The organism is Actinoplanes xinjiangensis (assembly GCF_003148685.1).
Classification (GTDB): Bacteria; Actinomycetota; Actinomycetes; order Mycobacteriales; family Micromonosporaceae; genus Actinoplanes; species Actinoplanes xinjiangensis.
In genome coordinates this window covers 112,897-131,836 of the sequence record NZ_QGGR01000012.1, presented here as the reverse complement: position 1 = coordinate 131,836, position 18,940 = coordinate 112,897, and the positions used below count along the sequence as shown (strand labels likewise).

17 protein-coding genes are annotated in these 18,940 nt (G+C 70.2%); 7 read left to right on the top strand and 10 right to left on the bottom strand.

The annotated features are described in order from the left end of the window. The first annotated feature begins 555 nt into the window (after window positions 1-555). Window positions 556-1,512 (top strand): RICIN domain-containing protein, encoded by a 957-nt coding sequence (locus BC793_RS25995; protein ID WP_158319367.1) that lies wholly within the window; start codon window positions 556-558, stop codon window positions 1,510-1,512. Between the two features lie 189 nt (window positions 1,513-1,701). On the opposite strand, the gene BC793_RS25990 is transcribed toward BC793_RS25995, so the two are convergent. Then, window positions 1,702-3,540, bottom strand: coding sequence for a S8 family serine peptidase (locus BC793_RS25990; RefSeq protein ID WP_158319366.1), 1,839 nt, complete (start codon window positions 3,538-3,540; stop codon window positions 1,702-1,704). Between the two features lie 289 nt (window positions 3,541-3,829). On the opposite strand from BC793_RS25990, the gene BC793_RS25985 reads away from it, so the two are divergent. The 3 genes from BC793_RS25985 to BC793_RS25975 all read left to right on the top strand — a co-directional run bounded on the left by BC793_RS25985 (window position 3,830) and on the right by BC793_RS25975 (window position 7,116). Beyond that, window positions 3,830-5,167 carry a glycosyltransferase family 4 protein gene (locus BC793_RS25985; protein WP_109596672.1) on the top strand — a complete coding sequence of 446 codons (1,338 nt, stop codon included), beginning with the start codon at window positions 3,830-3,832 and terminating at the stop codon, window positions 5,165-5,167. A gap of 130 nt (window positions 5,168-5,297) precedes the next feature. After that, window positions 5,298-6,017, top strand: a complete 720-nt coding sequence (locus tag BC793_RS25980; protein ID WP_211340648.1) for a class I SAM-dependent methyltransferase — start codon at window positions 5,298-5,300, stop codon at window positions 6,015-6,017. Beyond that, a complete protein-coding gene (locus BC793_RS25975; RefSeq protein ID WP_249037393.1) occupies window positions 6,010-7,116 on the top strand; it encodes a prenyltransferase/squalene oxidase repeat-containing protein in 1,107 nt (368 codons plus the stop codon). Before BC793_RS25980 ends, BC793_RS25975 begins: the two co-directional genes overlap by 8 nt. Here the strand turns inward: BC793_RS25975 and BC793_RS25970 are convergent. The 5 genes from BC793_RS25970 to chvE form a co-directional block, all read right to left on the bottom strand. Continuing rightward, complete coding sequence (locus BC793_RS25970; RefSeq protein ID WP_109596666.1) at window positions 7,073-7,711, bottom strand: class I SAM-dependent methyltransferase; 639 nt, start codon at window positions 7,709-7,711, stop codon at window positions 7,073-7,075. The genes BC793_RS25975 and BC793_RS25970 overlap by 44 nt on opposite strands. Before the next feature lie 136 nt (window positions 7,712-7,847). Then, complete coding sequence (locus tag BC793_RS25965) at window positions 7,848-8,240, bottom strand: PPOX class F420-dependent oxidoreductase (protein ID WP_109596664.1); 393 nt, start codon at window positions 8,238-8,240, stop codon at window positions 7,848-7,850. A gap of 163 nt (window positions 8,241-8,403) precedes the next feature. After that, a complete protein-coding gene (gene mmsB, locus BC793_RS25960) occupies window positions 8,404-9,636 on the bottom strand; it encodes a multiple monosaccharide ABC transporter permease (RefSeq protein WP_203896130.1) in 1,233 nt (410 codons plus the stop codon). Next, window positions 9,633-11,186, bottom strand: coding sequence for a multiple monosaccharide ABC transporter ATP-binding protein (gene mmsA, locus BC793_RS25955; RefSeq protein WP_109596662.1), 1,554 nt, complete (start codon window positions 11,184-11,186; stop codon window positions 9,633-9,635). Before mmsA ends, mmsB begins: the two co-directional genes overlap by 4 nt. Before the next feature lie 80 nt (window positions 11,187-11,266). Then, the gene (chvE, locus tag BC793_RS25950) at window positions 11,267-12,385 is read right to left on the bottom strand and encodes a multiple monosaccharide ABC transporter substrate-binding protein (RefSeq protein WP_109596660.1); all 1,119 of its coding nucleotides are present in this window, start codon (window positions 12,383-12,385) and stop codon (window positions 11,267-11,269) included. Window positions 12,386-12,710: 325 nt separating this feature from the next. On the opposite strand from chvE, the gene BC793_RS25945 reads away from it, so the two are divergent. Further along, window positions 12,711-13,628 (top strand): Acg family FMN-binding oxidoreductase, encoded by a 918-nt coding sequence (locus tag BC793_RS25945; RefSeq protein ID WP_109596658.1) that lies wholly within the window; start codon window positions 12,711-12,713, stop codon window positions 13,626-13,628. On the opposite strand, the gene BC793_RS25940 is transcribed toward BC793_RS25945, so the two are convergent. Further along, window positions 13,603-14,010 carry a DUF2000 domain-containing protein gene (locus BC793_RS25940; protein WP_109596656.1) on the bottom strand — a complete coding sequence of 136 codons (408 nt, stop codon included), beginning with the start codon at window positions 14,008-14,010 and terminating at the stop codon, window positions 13,603-13,605. The genes BC793_RS25945 and BC793_RS25940 overlap by 26 nt on opposite strands. Before the next feature lie 50 nt (window positions 14,011-14,060). On the opposite strand from BC793_RS25940, the gene BC793_RS25935 reads away from it, so the two are divergent. Next, window positions 14,061-14,876, top strand: a complete 816-nt coding sequence (locus tag BC793_RS25935; RefSeq protein ID WP_239169912.1) for an AraC family transcriptional regulator — start codon at window positions 14,061-14,063, stop codon at window positions 14,874-14,876. Here BC793_RS25935 and BC793_RS25930 read toward each other — a convergent pair. The 3 genes from BC793_RS25930 to BC793_RS25920 all read right to left on the bottom strand — a co-directional run bounded on the left by BC793_RS25930 (window position 14,830) and on the right by BC793_RS25920 (window position 18,112). Then, the gene (locus tag BC793_RS25930) at window positions 14,830-16,578 is read right to left on the bottom strand and encodes an L-lactate permease (RefSeq protein ID WP_109596652.1); all 1,749 of its coding nucleotides are present in this window, start codon (window positions 16,576-16,578) and stop codon (window positions 14,830-14,832) included. The two genes, BC793_RS25935 and BC793_RS25930, sit on opposite strands and share 47 nt — an antisense overlap. A gap of 117 nt (window positions 16,579-16,695) precedes the next feature. Beyond that, the gene (locus BC793_RS25925) at window positions 16,696-17,283 is read right to left on the bottom strand and encodes a TetR/AcrR family transcriptional regulator (protein WP_109596650.1); all 588 of its coding nucleotides are present in this window, start codon (window positions 17,281-17,283) and stop codon (window positions 16,696-16,698) included. Then, on the bottom strand, window positions 17,276-18,112 hold the full coding sequence (locus BC793_RS25920) for an alpha/beta fold hydrolase (RefSeq protein WP_109596649.1): 837 nt from the start codon (window positions 18,110-18,112) through the stop codon (window positions 17,276-17,278). Before BC793_RS25920 ends, BC793_RS25925 begins: the two co-directional genes overlap by 8 nt. 167 nt (window positions 18,113-18,279) lie before the next feature. Here BC793_RS25920 and BC793_RS25915 point away from each other — a divergent pair, with 167 nt between their 5' ends. Next, window positions 18,280-18,906, top strand: coding sequence for a dihydrofolate reductase family protein (locus BC793_RS25915; RefSeq protein ID WP_109596647.1), 627 nt, complete (start codon window positions 18,280-18,282; stop codon window positions 18,904-18,906). The last annotated feature ends 34 nt before the right edge of the window (window positions 18,907-18,940 follow it).

Here is an 18,940-nt window from a genome sequence, read left to right as displayed (position 1 = left end):
ACGACCGACAGATCTGCACACCCCCTGCGCTACCTTCCGCAGCGCGGAGTCGGGCTGCTCGGGCGCTTGGGCGCTCGCTCCGCCGCCGGGGTGGGTGCGGCTGGGCGCTCGCCCGGCGCCGCGGTGGGAGCGCCTGGCCCCTTCCTCACCCCCGCAGTCAGCGCGGCTGGGCACTCCCCCATCCCCGCAGTGAGTGCGCCTGCGCGCTCGTCTCGCCGCCGGGGTGGGTGCGGCTGGGCGCTCGTCTCGCCGCCGCGGTGGGTGCGGCTGGGCGCTCTCCGCACCGCGGCAGTGAGTGGGGCGGCGCGCTGGCCCTGCCGCCGCGGTGGGTGCGGCTGGGCGCTTTCTCCACCGCCGCAGGGGGTGAGGCTGGGATGGGCGCGATGCTCCGATGGCGGGTTGACCATCGACGGGAATCGCGGGCTGGGTAGAGGGGGCGGAGTCGGTCCTGGGAGGGCGGAGAACGACCACCATCGACCGGACAGGACCCACACCGGTCGCTGAATGACGGTAAGTTGGGGCACCGGTGCCGAGACCCGGGGGTGGCAACGCGAAGTGGGCGACGAACGTGATCCGTTGCTGGTGCGTCCGTTCGTTCTACCGGACGGTGCCCGGCAGGAACCACCTTCGTCCGCGTCGACCTGGCCGGTGGAGCAGCGGGCCGGAGAGACGCCGACCCAGTTGCTGCCGACGGTTCCCGAGGTTCCGGCCGGCGAGCCGGGACGCGGCGCGCCGGGACACGGCAGGCCGGAGACACATCGGCGGCGGCGCATGCTGCTGATCGGCGCCGGGGCGGTCGCGGTGGCCACGGTTGCCGGGTACCTGCTGGTGCGACCCGATGCCTCGTCAGAGAGCTGGACGTCCTCGCCGGGGCAGTCACTGCCGGCCGTAGTCGGGCCGGCCACATCGGCGGGTGTCACGCCGAGTCAGTCTCCGAGCGTGGCCGACGGCGACAGCAACGGCAGCGGGCCGGGCATCGTCGGCGAGGCGACCGAGTCGACACGGCCTACCCGGTCGGCGACGACGTCCGCGCCGCCGGCGAGTTCGGCGAATCCGTCAGCCGGGTCGCCGACCGGCGGATCCGGCAGCACCACCCCGGTGGCGCCGGCGGCCCCGATCGATCTGGTACCGAGTCCGATAGCGACCGGTAGCGGGCTTCTCGTCACCGGCAACGGCCTGTGCCTGGATCTGCGTGGCGGTGAAGCATCCGAAGGCGGTGACGTCCACATCGACGACTGCAACGGCACCAGCCCCCAGCGCTGGAAACTGAACGCCGACCGTACGCTCGAAGTGCTCGGCATGTGCGCCTACCTGGTGGGCGACGGCACCGTCGAGCTGACCGGGTGCGACGGGCGCACCACCGGACAATGGCGGCTGCTCAGCGACGGCACCCTGACGAATGCGGCGAACAGCCGATGCCTCACCGACCCCTTCTGGGGCGCTCGCCCGGGCAATGCGGTGATCGTGGCCGCCTGCACCGGCGGCACCAACCAGCGCTGGCTGTTTCGCTGAAGCAAGCCGCGCGCCTGCCCGACGGCCGCCCCACCGGGGCCGGCCGCTGAACATCGTGCGGTACAGCCGTTGCTGGGCTTCCGGGGGAGGCCGGGCCGGGAGACCAAACCGGGAGACCGGGCCGGGAGACCAAACCGGAGCCGTGACGTTACCGTCGGGCCCCGGCCCGCTCCTTCGTGGAGCTTGCGGTCAGCGCTTCCAGGTGCGTGCGCCGCCGGTGGTGACGTTGCCGAGCCGGTCCACCGCGCGGACCCGTACCGTCATCTTCTTGCCGCACCCCCCGACTTTGATCTTGAAGGTCCACGGGGCCTTCGTATCCCTCGCCACGACCTTGCCGTTGATCAGGATCTCGACCCGGGCGACTCCGGCCGGATCGTTGGCGCCGACCTTGACGGTGACCGTGCCGCGCACCTTCGCCCCGTTGCGCGGGGCCGTGCCGATGGTCACCGACGGGCCGCGGTTGTCGGCGATCACCTTGCGGTCGTAACGGGACTGGTTGCCGGCCCGGTCGTACACCCGCCACTGCAGGGCGACCGTACGGTTGAGCCGGCCGCCGTCGAACCGCACCGCGTACGGGGCGGTGGTGTCCCGGCCGACGCACCGGCCGTCGGCGTACAGAGCGACGTGGGAAACACCGCTGCCGGTGTCGGAGACGCCGGTAGCGCCGACGGTGACGGCGCCCCGGAACCGGGCCGACTGTCGCGGAGTGGCGCCGGTGATCCGCGGCGCGGTCGTGTCCACGCCGGACACCGCCTGTCCCGCGCGGATCTCCCCGAACCGGGTGAAGCCCGTCGTCGGGGTGGCCCGGGCGGTCCGCGTCAGGCTCTGCACCAGCGCCGTGTTGGTGGCGCGGGGGTGCCGGGACTTCATCAGCGCGATCGTCCCGGCCACCAGCGGGGCCGACGCCGACGTGCCGCAGAAGTCCGCGTAGCCCCTGCTCTCCCAGTCGGCAGCGACGGTGCACCACGGCGCGGCGACGTCCACCCACTCCGGCCCGTAGTTCGATCCGTAGATCTCGAAGGTCCCCGGGTCGTACGTCAGGAAGACGTCGCTCGTCTCGTCGGTGCCACCGACCGCGATGACGCCCGGGTAGGCCGCCGGGTAGTGCGACGTGCGGACCGCGTCGTTGCCCGCGGACGCGACCACCAGGGAGCCCCTGCTCTGGGCGTACGCCACCGCGTCGCGGAGCACCATGAGGTTCTGTGAGGTGCCGAGCGAAGCGTTGATGATCTTCGCCCCGCGGTCGGCGGCGTACACGATGCCCGCCGCGGTGGTGGCGATGCTGCCGTCACCCTCCGGACCGAGGACCTTGACCGGCAGGATCCTGCAGGCCCAGCGGGTGCCGGCGATGCCCGCCCCGTTGTCGCCCCGGGCCGCGATGAGCGAGGCCACCGCAGTGTCGTGGCCGTTCTCGTCGTTGGCGATCGGGTCGTTGCCGACGAAGTCGCGGCCGTCGAGGACGGCCCCGCTCAGATCGCCGAACGCGTCGACGCCGCCGTCGATCACCGCGACGGTCACTGCCGCACCGGTGGTGAGGCTCCACGCGTCCGGCACCGTGATCTGCCGCAACTCGCCCTGGTCCGACCACTTCGGGTCGTTCGGGACGACCGCGTCGGCCCGCACCCCGGTGTCCACCTCCACGTAGGCGACGCCCGGCGCCGAACGCAGCGCGGCCGTCACCTCCGCGCTGCGTGACCGGGCCACGCTCACCGTGTGCGCGCCCAGCTTCGCCAGCGGTGCGCTGTCGGCGGCACGTACCCCGGCCGCGCCGAGGCTGCGTGCCGCCGCGGACACGCTCGTTGCCTCGTCGAAACCGACGACGAGCCGGACCGTGTCGCCGGCGCCCGGTGCGGTGCCGGACGGTGCCGGCCGGGCCGTCCCCGGGCCGGTCGCCGTGGCCTGCCGCTTCCGGCTCTCGACGTCGTTGTGTTCCCCGGTGTACGCCTGTCCCGGCACCGCCCCCAGCGCCAGCAGCACCGCTGATCCGGTGAGCACGGCGGCGACCCGGCGGATCCTGTTACCTTGCACGGCCATTCCCCCCTCGCCTGTCCTTCCAGCGGGCGGACGTTAACGCGACGGGATCGACGGTCTCCCGTGATGCCGGCCGGGGTTGGACAGCGTTGGACAGCGGTGCCCGGCGGCGGTCGTGAGCCGGCAGGGGTACGGCCGGCCGGCGATCACTGACGGTGCGAGGGCGGGCACGGTGCGGAACGCGACGGGCGTACCGGGGCAAAATGTTTCTGATTTTCGTAAAGTGATCGAATCCTCAGGCCGAAACACTAGTGATCATCTGGTTCCTGCCTCTTAGGGTCATCTGGTGATCTCCGCGCCTCTTCGCATCGCCCTCCTGTCGTATCGGAGCAAACCGCACAGTGGGGGGCAGGGAATCTATGTCCGGCATCTGTCGCGGGAACTGGTCCGGCTCGGGCATCAGGTCGAGGTGTTCTCGGGGCCGCCGCTTCCGGAGCTGGACGACGGGGTGGGCCTGACGGTTCTGCCGAGCCTGGACCTCTATCGCGAGCCCGACCCGTTCCGTACGCCGAAGAGGTCCGAATTCCAGAGTGGGATCGATGTCCTCGAATGGCTGGCGATGTGCACGGGGGCGTTTCCGGAGCCGTTGACGTTCTCGTTGCGGGCGTGGCGGCATCTGCGGGAGCGGCTGGCCGAGTTCGACGTGGTGCACGACAACCAGGGCCTCGGGTATGGGATGTTGCCTCTGAGCCGGACCGGCACCCCCCTGGTGGCGACGATCCACCATCCGATCACCGTGGACCGGGACCTGGAGCTGGCGGCGGCACCGGACTGGAAGCGGCGGCTGTCGTTGCGCCGGTGGTATGCGTTCACGCGCATGCAGGGCCGGGTGGCCCGGCGGCTGCCGTGGCTGACGACGGTGTCGCAGGCCGCTCGGGACGAGATCGTCGAGGCGTTCCGGGTGCCCGCCGAACGGCTGCGGGTCATCGGGGTCGGCGTGGACGTCGACACGTTCTGCCCCGCCCCCGGCACGGCGAGCCCGGCCGGCGACGCGACGGGACGGGCGCGGGTGGTCTCGGTGGCCAGCGCCGACGTGCCGCTCAAGGGACTGCCGGAGCTGATCGAGGCGGTGGCGAAGCTGCGCGCCGACCACGACGTCGAGCTGGTCGTGGTGGGTTCGGCACGGCCGGACGGCCCGGCGGCCCGGGCGATCACCCGGCTGGGCCTCGACGATGCGGTGCGGTTCGTGTCCGGGATCTCCGACGATGAACTGGCTGATCTGTTCCGGTCGGCGACGGTGGCGGCGGTGCCGTCCCGGTACGAGGGCTTCTCCCTGCCGGCGGTGGAGGCGATGGCGTGCGGGATCCCGCTGGTCGTGACGACGGCGGGCGCACTGCCGGAGGTGACCGGCCCGGACGGGCTGGCCTCGCTGCACGTGCCGCCCGGCGATCCGGGTGCGCTGTCGGCGGCGATCGGCCGGCTGCTCGACGATGAGGCGCTGCGCCGGCGTCTCGGTGCCCGCGGCCGCGAACGGGCGGTCGAGCACTTCACGTGGCGGCGGACCGCGATCCGCACCGCCGAGTGGTATGCCGACGCCATCGCCGCGCACCGGGACGGCCGCGGGTCCCGCGAGCCCGCGGCCCGGCCGGTGGGGACCGGGACGACGGGGGCCGGCGCCCGGTAGGCCGGGCGGTCAGGCGACGACCACCACGACACCGGCCGGGCGGGCCGCGGACAGCGGACCCGACCGGGCCGGGCACAAGTGCGAGACAAGACCCCACAACCACGATGAAAGGGCAGGTAGGGACACATTGTTGACCGTCGACTACGAACGGCTGGACGTACGGCCGGGGATGCGGGTCCTCGATCTCGGTTGCGGCGAGGGCCGGCACACCTTCGAGGCGTTGCGGCGGGGCGCGGACGTCGTCGCCCTGGACCTGAGCGTCAAGGATCTGGCCACGACCGCGTCCTGGTGTGCGGCGATGGAGCTGGCCGGGGAGGTCCCGGCGACGGCGAGCGCCACGACGATCCAAGGTGACCTGCTGGCTCTGCCGTTCCCGGACGCGAGTTTCGACCGGATCATCGCGTCGGAGGTGCTGGAGCACATTCCGGACGACGTGACGGCGATCCGGGAGCTGACCCGGGTGCTGAAGCCGGGCGGGCGGGCGGCGGTGACGGTGCCGCGCTGGCTGCCGGAGCGGGTGTGCTGGGCGCTGTCGGACGAGTACCACGCCAACGAGGGCGGGCACGTGCGCATCTACAAGGAGGACGAGCTGTCCGGCCGGCTGCGCGACGCGGGGCTGACGGTCACCGGCAACGGCTTCGCCCACGCGCTGCACAGCCCGTACTGGTGGCTGAAGTGCGCGATCGGTGACGCCGGCCTGACCAAGGCCTATCACAGGATGCTGGTCTGGGACATCACCGAGAAGCCGGCGCTGACCCGGGTGCTCGAGCAGGCCCTCAACCCGCTGATCGGTAAGAGTGTGGCGATCTATCTGGAAAAGGAGGAGGTGACCGTGGGTGTCGGTGCCTGACCTACCGGGCGTGCTGAGCGCCGACGACATCCGTGCCACGGTCGCCGGCATCGCCGCCGAGCAGGAGGAGTCCGGGGCGATCCCCTGGTACGCCGGCGGGCAACTGGATCCGTGGGATCACGTCGAGGCGGCGATGGCGCTGGACGTCGGCGGTGAGACGGGGCGGGCGGAGGCCGCCTACGACTGGCTGCGCCGCACCCAGCGCCCGGACGGCAGCTGGGCGTCGCGGTACGAGGAGGGCGGGGTGGTCGCCGACCCGACGGCGGAGACCAACCACGCCGCCTACCTGGCGGTCGGCTGCTGGCATCACTTCCTGTGCACCGGTGACGACGACTTCCTGGCCCGGATGTGGCCGGCGGTGCGGACCGCGCTGGATTTCGTGACCGGCTGTCAGGCGCCGGGCGGGGAGATCTGGTGGGCGGCCGGTGACGAGGTGGCGCTGCTGACCGGGTCGTCGAGCATCCATCAGGCACTGCGCTGTGGTGTCGCGATCGCCGACCGGGTGGGTGAGCCGCAGCCCGACTGGGATCTGGCCGCCGATCTGCTGGCGCACGCGATCCGCCGGCATCCGGTGGCGTTCGCCGACAAGGGCCGGTTCTCGATGGACTGGTACTACCCGGTGCTCGGCGGTGCGCTGCGCGGCGAACCCGCACAGCGGCGGTTACGGGAACGCTGGGACGAGTTCGTGGTGCCGGGCCGGGGCGCCCGCTGCGTCTCCGACCGGCCGTGGGTGACCGGTGCGGAGACGTGCGAGCTGGCCCTGGCGCTGGACACGCTCGGGGACCGCGACGCCGCGGCCGAACTGGTCGCGGCGATGCAGCATCTGCGGGAGCCGGACGGCTCGTACTGGACCGGGCTGGTGCTCACCGACGAGGTCCGCTGGCCGGTGGAGCGGACGACGTGGACGGCGGCGGCGGTGGTGCTGGCCGTCGACGCCCTGCACGCGGCCCACCCCCGGTCGGCGATCTTCCGGAACGCCGGAACCGGCCCGCCCGGCACCGTGCACCCGGCCGCCGCGCACGGCACCTCCGGGTCGCCGGGCGAGGACGCCGCGGTCAGCGGTCCCGGCGCAGCAGTCGCAGTGAACCGCGGCCGGTGAGTTCGGTGTAGTCGCCGGTGTCGAGGGCTCTACGGTAGATGCGGTAGGGCGCCTGCCCGCCGTCGGCCGGGTCGGGGAACACGTCGTGGATGGCGAGGACCCCGCCGGCCGCCAGGTGCGGCGCCCAGCTCGCCAGGTCACGCTGCGCGGACTCGTCGGTGTGGCTGCCGTCGAGGAACAGCAGCGCCAGCGGCGCCGACCACAGGGCCGCGAAGTCCTCGGCGCGGGCCACGACGGCCACGACCACGTCCTCGGCGCCGGCCGTGGCGATCGCCCGACGGAACCCCGGCAGCGTGTCGATCCGGCCGACGTGCGGGTCGACCAGGCCCGGATCGTGGTACTCCCAGCCCACCTGGTGTTCCTCGGACCCGCGGTGGTGGTCGACGGTCACCACCTTGCCGCCGCGGGCGCGGGCCGCGGCGGCCAGGTAGAGCGTCGATTTACCCAGGTAGCTACCGACCTCCAGGATCGGCCCGGCCGGTGCGGCGAGCGCGGCCTCGGCGAGCGCACGTCCCTCGTCGGCCGGCATGAAGCCGGCCGCCTCGACGGCGGCGGTCAGTAATCCCTGGTCCAGCACGATTCCGGGCGATGACATCGCGTCATCATAAGATCAACACCGTTGTCTCGTACGCCCGGAGCCGTCCCCGACCGCAACCACCGCCTGCCGTGGGGTCCCCGCGACGCCGGCGAAACGGCAGGCCGCACCGCGGCCGCCGGGCTGGATCCGGTGGTCAGTGACCGCCCGCGAACGTCGGCCGCACGTAGATGATGACCCGGTCGGCGGCGTCCTTGGGGGCGGCGGTACCGAACGGCGCGTCGTAGCGCTTGGCCAGCTCGACGTAGAAGTCGCCGGTCGGGTCGGGGTCGATGTGGTCGACGACCCCGCGGATCTCGACATACCGGTACGGGTTGTCCTGATCGATGATCGAGATGGCGACCGCCGGGTTGGCGCTGATGTTCTTGAACTTCTTGCGGAAGTTCGTGTGGGTGAACTTCAGGAACTCGCCGTCCCACGCATACCACATCGGATTGACCTGCGGCGTGCCGTCTTCCCGGATCGTCGCGAGGTCCGCGAAGAGCGGCCTTTCCAGCAGGTCGCGAAGGTCGTCGGGAATGATCGTCATCGTTTCTCCTCATCGGCTCCGGCCGCCCGTCGCGGCGGCACGTGTTCACGCTACCCGCCCGGTATGACGGGTTCGCCGAACGCCGCGATGATCCCCGGACAGACGTCAGCGCCGCCCGGGGATGCTCCCCCGGACGGCGCCGACTCCTTCCCCCCGGAAGGTCTTACTTGCCGCGACGCTTGTTCAGGATGTCGAACGCGACGGCGGCGATCAGGACGAGACCCTTGATGACCATCTGCCACTCGGGGCGGACGTTGGTGATCGAGAGGCCCATGTTGAGCACGCCCATGATCAGCGCGCCGATGATGGCGCCGGTGATCTTGCCGACGCCGCCGTTGACCGCGGTGCCACCGATGAAGGCGGCGGCGATGGCGTCGAGCTCGTAGTTCTGGCCGGCGGCGGCGACCGCCGAACCGGCGCGGGCGGTGGTGATGACCGCGGCGACACCGGCGAGCAGGCCCATGTTGACGAACAGCAGGAAGTTGACCCGCTTGGTCTTCACACCGGACAGCATCGCGGCGGGCAGGTTGCCACCCATCGCGTAGATGTGCCGGCCGAAGATCGTGTTGTTCATGATGAACGAGTAGAGCAGGACCAGAACACCCACGATGATCAGCACGATCGGCATGCCGCCGGCGCTGTTGGCCAGCAGCCAGGTCAGGTAACCGATGGCCGCGACACCGACGACGAGCTTGCCGACGAACGCCGCGAACGGCTCGGTACGCAGGTCGTTGCGGATCAGCTCACGACGGGTGCGGAACTGGCTGACCAGCAGGCCGAGCGCGGCTAGCGCGCCGATCACGACGGTCACCGTGTCGAGGTTGCCGATGAAGCCGAGCGAGTTCGGCAGCGCACCGTTGGCCAGGGCGTTGAAGTCGCTGGGCAGGCCACCGACGGTGGTGCCGACGTAGTTGATCGCCAGACCACGGAAGAGCAGCATGCCACCCAGGGTGACGATGAACGCCGGGATGCCGACGTAGGCGACCCAGAAACCCTGCCAGGCGCCGACGACGCCGCCGAGGATGACCGACAGGACCACCGCGAGCGGCCAGGAGATGTCCCACTGCATGATCATCAGGCCGCAGATGCCGCCGACGAAGGCCACGACGGAACCGACCGACAGGTCGATGTGACCCGCCACGATGATCATGACCATGCCGATGGTCAGGATGAACACGTACGCGTTCTGCTGGATCAGCGACACCACGTTGTTCGGCAGCAGCATCAGGCCGTCGGTGTCGAACTGGAACCACAGTGTGATCACGACGAGCGCCGCGATCATGGCGTACTGCTTCAGGTTGCCGCCGAGGTAGGCGGCGAGCGAGCCGCCCTCGGTCGTCTTCTTCCCGGAACCGGGCGAGGACGCCGGCGCCGGAAGGGTGGTGGACGCGCTCACCGTGTTGCTCCGCTCTTCTCCATTGTCATGTAACGCATGAGGCCCTCCTGAGAGGCCTCCGCACGGGGTAGCTGACCGGTGATGCGCCCCTGGCTCATCGCGTAGATCCGGTCACAGATGCCGAGCAGCTCCGGCAGCTCGGAAGAGATCACGATGACGGCCTTGCCGGAGTCGGCAAGCTTGTTGATGATCTCGTAGATCTCGTACTTGGCGCCGACGTCGATGCCACGCGTCGGCTCGTCGAGGATCAGCACCTCGGGCTCGGCGAACAGCCACCGGCTCAGCACGACCTTCTGCTGGTTGCCGCCGGACAGCTTGCCCACCTGCACGTCCACGCTGGGCGTCTTGGTGCGCATGTCCTTGCGGAACCGGTCGGCGATGGTGATCTCCTTGGCGGAGTTCACGACACCGGCACGGGCGATCTTCGTCAGCCGCGCGGCGGTGGTGTTGCGCTTGATGTCCTCGATGAGGTTGAGGCCGTAGTGCTTGCGGTCCTCGGTCGCGTACGCGATGCCGTGCTCGATGGCCGCCGACACGTTCTTGATCGAGACCGGCTTGCCGTGCAGGAACAGCTTGCCGGTGATCCCGGAGCCGTAGCTGTGCCCGAACACGCTCATCGCCAGCTCGGTACGCCCGGCGCCCATCAGGCCGGCGATACCGACGATCTCACCGGCGCGCACGTTCAGCGACGCGTCGTCGACCACGATCCGGTTCGGGTCGTTCGGGTGGTGCACGGTCCAGTTCTCGATCCGCAGGATCTCCTCGCCCACCGTCGACACGTGGTCGGGGTAGCGGTGTTCCAGATCCCGGCCGACCATCGAACGGATGATGCGGTCCTCGGACACCGGCTCGGCGCCGTGCATCGCAAGGGTCTCGATGCTCTGGCCGTCGCGGATGATCGTCGTGCTGTCGGCGATCGCGGCGATCTCGTTGAGCTTGTGCGAGATGATGATGGAGGTGATGCCCTCGGCCTTGAGGCTGCGCAGCAGCTCCAGAAGGTGAGCGCTGTCCTCGTCGTTCAGGGCCGCGGTCGGCTCGTCGAGGATGAGCAGCTTGACCCGCTTGGACAGTGCCTTGGCGATCTCGACGAGCTGCTGCTTGCCGACACCGATGTCCATGACCTTGGTGTCCGGCTGCTCGTCCAGGCCGATCCGCTTCAGCAGGTCGGCGGCCTGCCGGTTGGTCTGCGCCCAGTTGATGACGCCACCCTTGGCCCGCTCGTTGCCCAGGAAGATGTTCTCCGCGATGGACAGGTACGGGCTGAGCGCCAGCTCCTGGTGGATGATGACGATGCCGCGCTCCTCGGAGTCGCGGGTGGTGCGGAACCGGCACGTCTCGCCCTCGAAGACGATGTCGCCCTCGTAGGTGCCGTGCGGGTAGACACCGCTGAGCACCTTCATCAGGGTCGACTTGCCCGCGCCGTTCTCGCCACAAATGGCGTGGACCTCCCCGCGGGCCACGCTCAGCGTGACGTCCGAGAGCGCCTTGACGCCCGGGAAGGTCTTGGTGATCCCCCGCATCTCCAGGATCGGGGTCGTGTCGTTGGCCATCGAACAACTCGCTTGCTCTAGGTGAGACGAGACCGGGACCCGGCCGGGCCCGCAGAAGGTGGGCCCGGCCGGAGTGCTACTTACAGGCCGAGCTTGTCGGCGGTGTAGAAGCCCGAGTCGACGAGCTTGGTCTTGACGTCTTCCTTGACGACGACGACCGGCGGGAGCAGGTACGCCGGGACGACCTTGACACCGTTGTTGTAGGTCTTGGTGTCGTTGGTCTCGACGGTGCCGCCCTTGACGATGGCGTCGACCATCTTGGCAACCTGGTCACCCAGGGTACGGGTGTCCTTCCAGACCGTCATCGACTGCTTGTCGGCCAGGATGTTCTTGGTGTTCGCCAGGTCGGCGTCCTGACCGGTGATCAGCGGCCAGTCAGCGCCCGGCTTGTAGCCCTTGGACTCCAGCGACTGCGCGATGCCCAGGGCCAGCGAGTCGTTCGGGGACAGGACGACGTTGACCTTCTTGCCACCGGTGTAGAACGAGTTGATCCGGTTGTCCATCTCGGCCTGCGCGGTCTCGGACTTCCAGCCGGTGATGGAGACGGTCTTCCAGTCCTCCTCGCCGGCGATCTTCTTGCCCGAGGGGATGACCAGCTTGCCGCTCTCGACGTACGGCTTGAGGACGTCCCACGCGCCGTTGAAGAAGAACTTGGCGTTGTTGTCGTCCGACGAGCCGGCGAAGGGCTCGAGGTTGAACGGGCCCTTGCCGTCCTTGAGGCCCAGCTTCTCCTCGATGAACTGACCCTGGAGCTTGCCGACCAGGTAGTTGTCGAAGGTGGCGTAGTAGTCCACGTTCGGGCTGCCGTTGATCAGGCGGTCGTAGGCGATGACCTTGACGTTCGCCTTGGCGGCCTTCTCCAGCACCGGGCCGAGCGCGGTACCGTCGATCGAGGCGACGACCAGAACCTTCGGGTTCTGGTTGATCATGTTCTCGAGCTGGGTGATCTGCTGGTCGACCTTGTTGTCCGCGTACTGCAGCGAGGTCGTGTAACCGGCCTTCTTCAGCAGGTCGTCCAGGTGGGCACCGTCATTGTTCCAGCGCTCGAGGCTCCGGGTCGGCATCGCGATGCCGATCAGGTTCGAGGCGGACCCGCCGGTCGACGAGGAGGGCTCGTCACGGGTGCTGCTGCAGGCGGAGGTCGCGGCCAGGGATGCGGCCAGGGCGACGGACGCGAGGACCCGGAAGTTCTTGGACACCTCAGCGTCTCCTTTCTATCGGGCCCGCTACCGGGCCGCCAAAGTTTCGATTTGTTGCTGCGGACAACATACGACTCTTGCGAGAGAGTTTCACGCGGCCGTTCGTAACGGCTGCGTAACACTCCCCGTGACCGAGGAGGTCGCCAAACCGTCTGAAGAGGCGTTCAGGTTCCACGTTCCGTAACCGAACGGGGGCCATCGTATTTGTTGGTCACAGCGACTAACTCCGCCAGGGTCGACCTTCACGGACCGCCACGACATCGAAACACCAGGTAGAGGACCTCCGGCCCTGCCGACCCCCCGCACCGCGGTCCAGGCTGGGACCATGACCACCCGGACGGCAGTTCTCGCACACGCGGCCCGCCTCGCCCGGCACGCCCCCTCGATCCTCAACACCCAGCCCTGGCACTGGCGGATCGGCCGGCACACCGCCGAGCTGCGCCCCGACCCCACCCGCCTGCTGCCGCACGTCGACCCCCGGCAGCACCTCGTTCTGCTCAGCTGCGGCGCCGCGCTGCACCACGCGACCGTCGCGATCCACGCCCTCGGCTGGGACGTCCTCGTCGAGCGCGGCCACGACCCGCTGGCCCGGCTCGTGCTCGGCAGCCCCGCCGACCAGTGCGACACCGGCCTCGCCGCCGCCATCACGCACCGGCACACCGACCGGCGGCCCTTCCGCGCCCAGCCCCCCGGCGACGAGATCATCGCCGAGCTGCGCCGGGCCGCCGCCGCTCACGGGATGCACACCCATCCGGTACGCCGCGACGAGATCCCCCTGCTCGCGGCCACCACCGCCCGCGCCGCCTCGGACGCCGCGCACCGGCCGGGCCACACCGCCGAGGTCGCGCGCTGGGCCACCGGCACCCCGTCCGGCGGCGGACTGCGTCCCGTACCGATGCGTGCTCTGCACGGCCCGGCCACCGGCGACGGTGACATCGGCGCCCGGTATCTGATCCTGCACGGCCCCGGCGACACCCCGGCCGACTGGTTCCGGGCCGGCGAGGCCCTCTCCGCCGTACTGCTCACCGCCACGCTGCGCGGCATCGCCTGCTCGCCGATGAGCGAACCCGTCGAGGCACCCTGGCCACGCGGTCTGCTCGCCACCCTCGTCGGCGAACCCTGCCACCCCTACCTCGTCGTCCGCTGCGGATACCCGGTCGACGACGAACCGCCCCCGGCCACACCACGGCGACCGGAGGCGGAGACCACGACCTACCTCATGGGTGCATCGACGCACCCTTGACGATCTTGTCGACGACGTTGCGCGGACCGTGCACCGCGATCCCGGCCAGGTCCAGGTCGGCCGTCGCCACCGCCCGCACCGCCTCCCGGTTCGCCGCATCGTGCCCGGTGGTGAACAGATCCGACGTGAACACCGCCACCTGCGCCCGGCCCAGCGCCCGCCCGTGCGCCGCGGACAGCACCTCCTTCCCGGCCTCGAACACCATCACCGGCTGCCGGAACATCGGCAGGTACTCCACGTCACCGGCGTCCCGGTACGGCTCCCCGACCACCTCCGGAGCCACCGAACCCAGTCCGGACACGAGAAAAGCCGTCACGTTCAGCCGCTGCCACGTCAGCAGGTCGTCCCGCAGAATCACCGCGATCTTGGTGTTGAACCTCATGGGTCACATCGTCGCCACAGGCCGGCCACCAGGTCTTGTACGATTTTGACGTGCACCGGCTCGAAGCCTGGCGGCCACCACTGCACGGCGTGACCGAAGTGCTGCACGCCCACTTCGACGACCACGCCTACCCCATGCACGCCCACGACACCTGGGCCGTGCTCCTCGTCGACGACGGCGCCGTCCGCTACGACCTCGACCGCCACGAACGCGGGGCCTACGGCGACCTGATCACCGTGCTGCCCCCGCACGTCCCCCACAACGGCACGTCCGCCCGGCCCGGCGGCTTCCGCAAACGCGTCCTCTACCTGGACCGGGACCAGCTGCCGGCGCACCTGATCGGGGCCAGCGTCGACACCCCCGCCATCACCGACCGGGCTCTGCACCAGGCCATCTCCCGGGTACACCGGCTGGTGCGTACCCCCGAGGATGTTCCTGCCGCCGAGGACCTGCTCGCCCTCGCCCTGGCCCGGCTCCGCACCCATCTCGGGGAACCTCCCGGCGCCCGGCCGCCCGGCCGGGCCACCGCCCACGCCCTCCGCGACCTGCTGGAAGCACACATCGTCGACGGGATGCCGCTGTCCACCGCGGCCGCCACCCTGCACTTCGACCCGGCGCATCTGGTCCGCTCGTTCCGCCGTGAATTCGGCATGGCCCCGCACCAGTACCTGATCTCGCGCCGCGTCGACGTCGCCCGCCGCCTCATCCTCACCGGCCGGCCCCTCGGCGCCGTCGCCACCGGCAGCGGATTCCACGACCAGCCGCATCTCCACCGGCACTTCAAACGGATCCTCGGCATCAGCCCCGGGCGCTACGCCGCTACCGCGGCACCATCCAGTCGAGCACCGGCGTCGCCTGCAACGTGACGAGCACGCACATGAACAGCAGCAGCACCAGACTCCAGCCCACCACCCGCCGGAAGATGTCGCCCTCACGGCCCGCCATGCCGACCGCCGACGCGGCGATCGCCAGGTTCTGCGGGCTGATCATCTTGCCCAGCACACCACCGGACGAATTGGCCGCCGCCAGCAGCACCGGATCCAGGCCGGTGTTCACCGCCGTCTGCACCTGCAACGCCCCGAACAGCGCGTTCGACGACGTGTCCGAGCCGGTCACCGCCACCCCGATCCACCCGAGGATCGACGACAGGAACACGAACAGGCCACCGGCCGCCGCGAAGAACGCACCCAACGTCGCCGTCTGACCCGACTGATTCAGGACGTACGCCAGCGCCAGCACGGCCATCACCGTCACGATCGCGTGGCGCAACTCCACATAGGTGCGCCCGTACGCGCGGACCGCCGGATCCGGCCGGATCCGCAGCACCACCGCCGTCAGGATCCCCGCCAGGATCATCAGCGTGCCCGCCGCCGGCAGCCACCCGAACGTGAAGTTCACCGACGACAGCGGCTTGCCGTTCGTGCCCAGCACGTCCAGTCCCGGCCAGGCGAACACCACCGTCCACGGCTCCCCGGCCAGCGCCTTCTTGACCGGCGCCAGGTTCGCCACCGAGAAGATCGCGATGATGATCAGGTACGGCGCGTAGGCGCGCAGCACCTCTCCGGGCGGATCGCGCCGCGGCACCCCCGACATCACCCGGGCCCCACCGTCCGTCCTCGGGTCTGCGTCACCGGCGGTCACACGCTCGCCGCCCGCGGCCGGTGGGCCGGTCGTCGGCCCGTCCTCGGTGGCCGGCGTGTGCAGGTCGGGCGACTCGGCGGGGCGCCAGACGCGCAGCAGCAGGACCACGGCGGCCGCCGAGACCAGAGCGGCGACGATGTCGGTGAGCGGCACCGAGACGTAGTTCGACGCGACGAACTGCCCGGCACCGAAGGTCAGACCCGCGACGAGAGCGACCGGCCAGGTCTGCCGGACACCACGGCGGCCGTCCACCACGGCCACGAGCACCAGGGGTACGACCACCGCCAGAATCGGAGTCTGCCGGCCGACCATCGCGCCCAGTGTCTCGGTGGTGAGCCGCGGGTCGGCGACCGCACCGGAGGTGACCGTCCCCAGCGTGACGATCGGTGTGGCCAGGGCCCCGTAGGCGACCGGCGCGGTGTTGGCGATCAGTGCCACCGCCGCGGCCTGCAACGGCCGGAACCCGAGCGCCATCAGCATCACCACGGTCACCGCGACCGGGGTTCCGAAGCCGGCCAGCGCCTCCAGCAGCGCCCCGAAACAGAACGCCACGATGATCGCCTGGATCCGCATGTCCGGGCTGACCCGTTCCATCGAGCGCCGCAGCACGTCGAAGTGCCCACTGACGACGGTCAGGTTGTAGACCCAGATCGCATTGACGACGATCCACAGGATGGGGAAGAAGCCGAACGCCGCCCCTTCGCTCGCCGACAGCAGCGCCTGCCCGATCGGCATCGAGTAGACGGCCACCGCCACGACGAGCGCCACACCCAGCGAGATCAGGCCGGCCAGCCAGGCCCGCATCCGCAGGACGCCGAGCAACAGGAACAGCGTGAGCAGTGACAACGAAGCGAAGATCGCGGACAGCGCCACGGATCCGCCGACGGGGTCGGTAACGATGGTGAACTGTTCGAACATGACAGCCATCCAGGTCGATCGATCACCTTAGCCGCAATCTAGTCCTCTCCCGGCAATCCGCAACACCGCTGCCGGCGTACCCCGCCACCCGGATCTTCCGCGCCGCGATCCCCCGCGACCGGGCCGTCAGCGGGCGCTCAGCGGGTCGGACCGGTGCGATCTGAGTCCGTGGTCGATGAAGTCGATCATCCAGGAGAAGCTGTCGTCGACGTCGGCGGCGATCTGGAAGCTGCCCACGGCCTCGAGGGTCGCGAAGCCGTGCAGGATGCTGCGCAACATCCGCAGAGCGTGGATCTCCTGGCCCGGGTCCAGGCCGTACCCGTGCAGCATCGCCGCCCAGGAGTCCAGTACCCGCTGGACGGCCGGGATGAACGGGTCGTCGGGCCCGGTCACGCCGGCGAGGTTGGCCGCCGCATACCGGCCGGGGTGTCTCAGCACCCAGGCACGCATCGCATGGGCACCGGCGACGAGCGCCTCGCGGCCGGCCCGTCCCTGGATGGCGTCGCGGATGGCATCCGCGAACTCGTTCATCGCCAGGACCGCGATCCGGTGGGCGAGGTCGGCCTGGCTGGTGACGTGCTTGTAGAGCGAGGGCGTCTTGACGCCGAGCCGTTCCGCGAGCAGGCCCATGCTGAGCCCGGTGAAACCGACCTCGTCGGCCAGGTCGGCGGCCGCGACGGTGACCGCGGTCCGGTCGAGTCCGGCTCTAGGCACGTGTCAGCGTCCTGGTGAGGAAGGGCAGCGACAGCGCGACGACCTCGTCCGGCGTCTGGGCGTGCGGGTAGTGACCGGCGCCCTCGATCATCGCCAGCTGCCCGAGCCCGGCGGGCAGGTCGGCGATGATCTTCTCGCCTTCGGCGCGGGGGTCGGCCCAGTCGGGGTCGAGGCCGCCTTCGATGATCAGAACCGGGCACGTGACATCGGGCAGATGCGCGCCGGCCTGGCCCGGGTCGGTCTTGCACATGGCCTGAAGTGCCTTCATGCGACCGGGCTCGCTCAAGGTGGTCTCGATCCGCGCCAATTCACCGTCCCAGTCCGCGGGCTTCGTCGGGTACGCCACCTCAAGATACTTCTTCCAGCTGGCCAGGCTTCCCAGGGCCATGGTCATCCCGAGCCGGATGACCCCGGTCCGGTGACGCCTGACGCGGAGCAGCCCGCCCAGCGAGACGGTCTGTGTGCGGGTGAACGGCGCCAGTTCGATGATTCCGGCGATCACGTCCGGCGCCGTGGCGGCGGCGATCGTCGCGGCGCCCCCACTGATCGACTGCCCCATGATCACGGCCGGGCCGCCCAGGTGACGCACGAGGGCGACCAGGTCGCCGGCGATGTCGGCGCGGCTGTATCCGTCCCAGCCGAGGCTGGAGTCCCCACAGCCGCGGATGTCCACGTTGGCGACCCGGTATCCGGCCGCCACCAGGGCCGGGGCGACGAAGCGGTAGGAGTGGCGACTGTCGCCCATGCCGTGCGCGAGGACCACCAGCGGCCCCTCACCGGCCAGGTCGTAGGCGATCGTGCCACCGGCGATGCTCATGTACTCGGTCATGTTCCGTCTCCCCAGCTTGGCTAACTCCGTTAACCAATAAGCTACTGGCATTAGCCAACGGATGTCAACATCGATGGGAATCGTGTCTCCGCGGACCGATGAGTTCGGGAGCCGGGGCCGGTCTGTATCGGTGACGCACTCCTGACGAAACCGAACCGGAGGACACGATGGGCACGATTCATCTCGACCTGTTCGCGACGCTCGACCTGGTGGGGCAGGCTCCGGGCGCACCGGACGAGGACACCGAGGGCGGGTTCCCGTTCGGGGGCTGGCAGGCACCGCTGTTCGACCAGTCCGGTGGTGAGCAGGTCGCCGCCGGGATGCGCGGGCTCGATGCCCTGCTGCTGGGCCGCAAGACCTACGACATCTTCGCCGGGTACTGGCCGAAGCAGGACGAAGGTCCCGACGGCGGGATCGCGACCCTGTTCAACAGCGTGCCCAAGTACGTGGCCTCGCGCGGCGCACCGAACCTGGAGTGGGCGGATTCGACGCTGCTGGGCCCGGACCTGGTGACCGCCGTCAACGAGATCCGCGACCGGCACGAGAACATCCACGTGATCGGCAGCCTCGACCTGGTGCAGAGCCTGCTGCGGGAGCGCCTGTTCGACCGGCTCAACCTGTGGCTGCACCCGGTCGTACTGGGCATCGGCAAGAAGGTGTTCGACGGCGGCGAGGTCCCGGCCAACCTGACGCTGGTCGAGCCGCCGTTCACCACCCCGAAGGGAGCCGTGCTCCTGCGGTACGCGCTCGCCGAGGGCGCACCCGCCACCGGCGACATGACCGCACGAAGCTGAATCGGGCTGGTCGTGAACGCTGTCTCGAGGGCCT

What these genes read in the sequence shown, in the direction of transcription:
- BC793_RS25970 (WP_109596666.1), bottom strand. Translation starts at nt 7,711, where the DNA reads ATGTCATCGCCCGGAATCGTGCTGGACCAGGGATTACTGACCGCCGCC.
- mmsA (WP_109596662.1), bottom strand. Translation starts at nt 11,186, where the DNA reads ATGGCCAACGACACGACCCCGATCCTGGAGATGCGGGGGATCACCAAG.
- BC793_RS25965 (WP_109596664.1), bottom strand. Translation starts at nt 8,240, where the DNA reads ATGACGATCATTCCCGACGACCTTCGCGACCTGCTGGAAAGGCCGCTC.
- BC793_RS25915 (WP_109596647.1), top strand. Translation starts at nt 18,280, where the DNA reads ATGGGCACGATTCATCTCGACCTGTTCGCGACGCTCGACCTGGTGGGG.
- BC793_RS25940 (WP_109596656.1), bottom strand. Translation starts at nt 14,010, where the DNA reads ATGAGGTTCAACACCAAGATCGCGGTGATTCTGCGGGACGACCTGCTG.
- BC793_RS25920 (WP_109596649.1), bottom strand. Translation starts at nt 18,112, where the DNA reads ATGACCGAGTACATGAGCATCGCCGGTGGCACGATCGCCTACGACCTG.
- BC793_RS25930 (WP_109596652.1), bottom strand. Translation starts at nt 16,578, where the DNA reads ATGGCTGTCATGTTCGAACAGTTCACCATCGTTACCGACCCCGTCGGC.
- BC793_RS25945 (WP_109596658.1), top strand. Translation starts at nt 12,711, where the DNA reads ATGACCACCCGGACGGCAGTTCTCGCACACGCGGCCCGCCTCGCCCGG.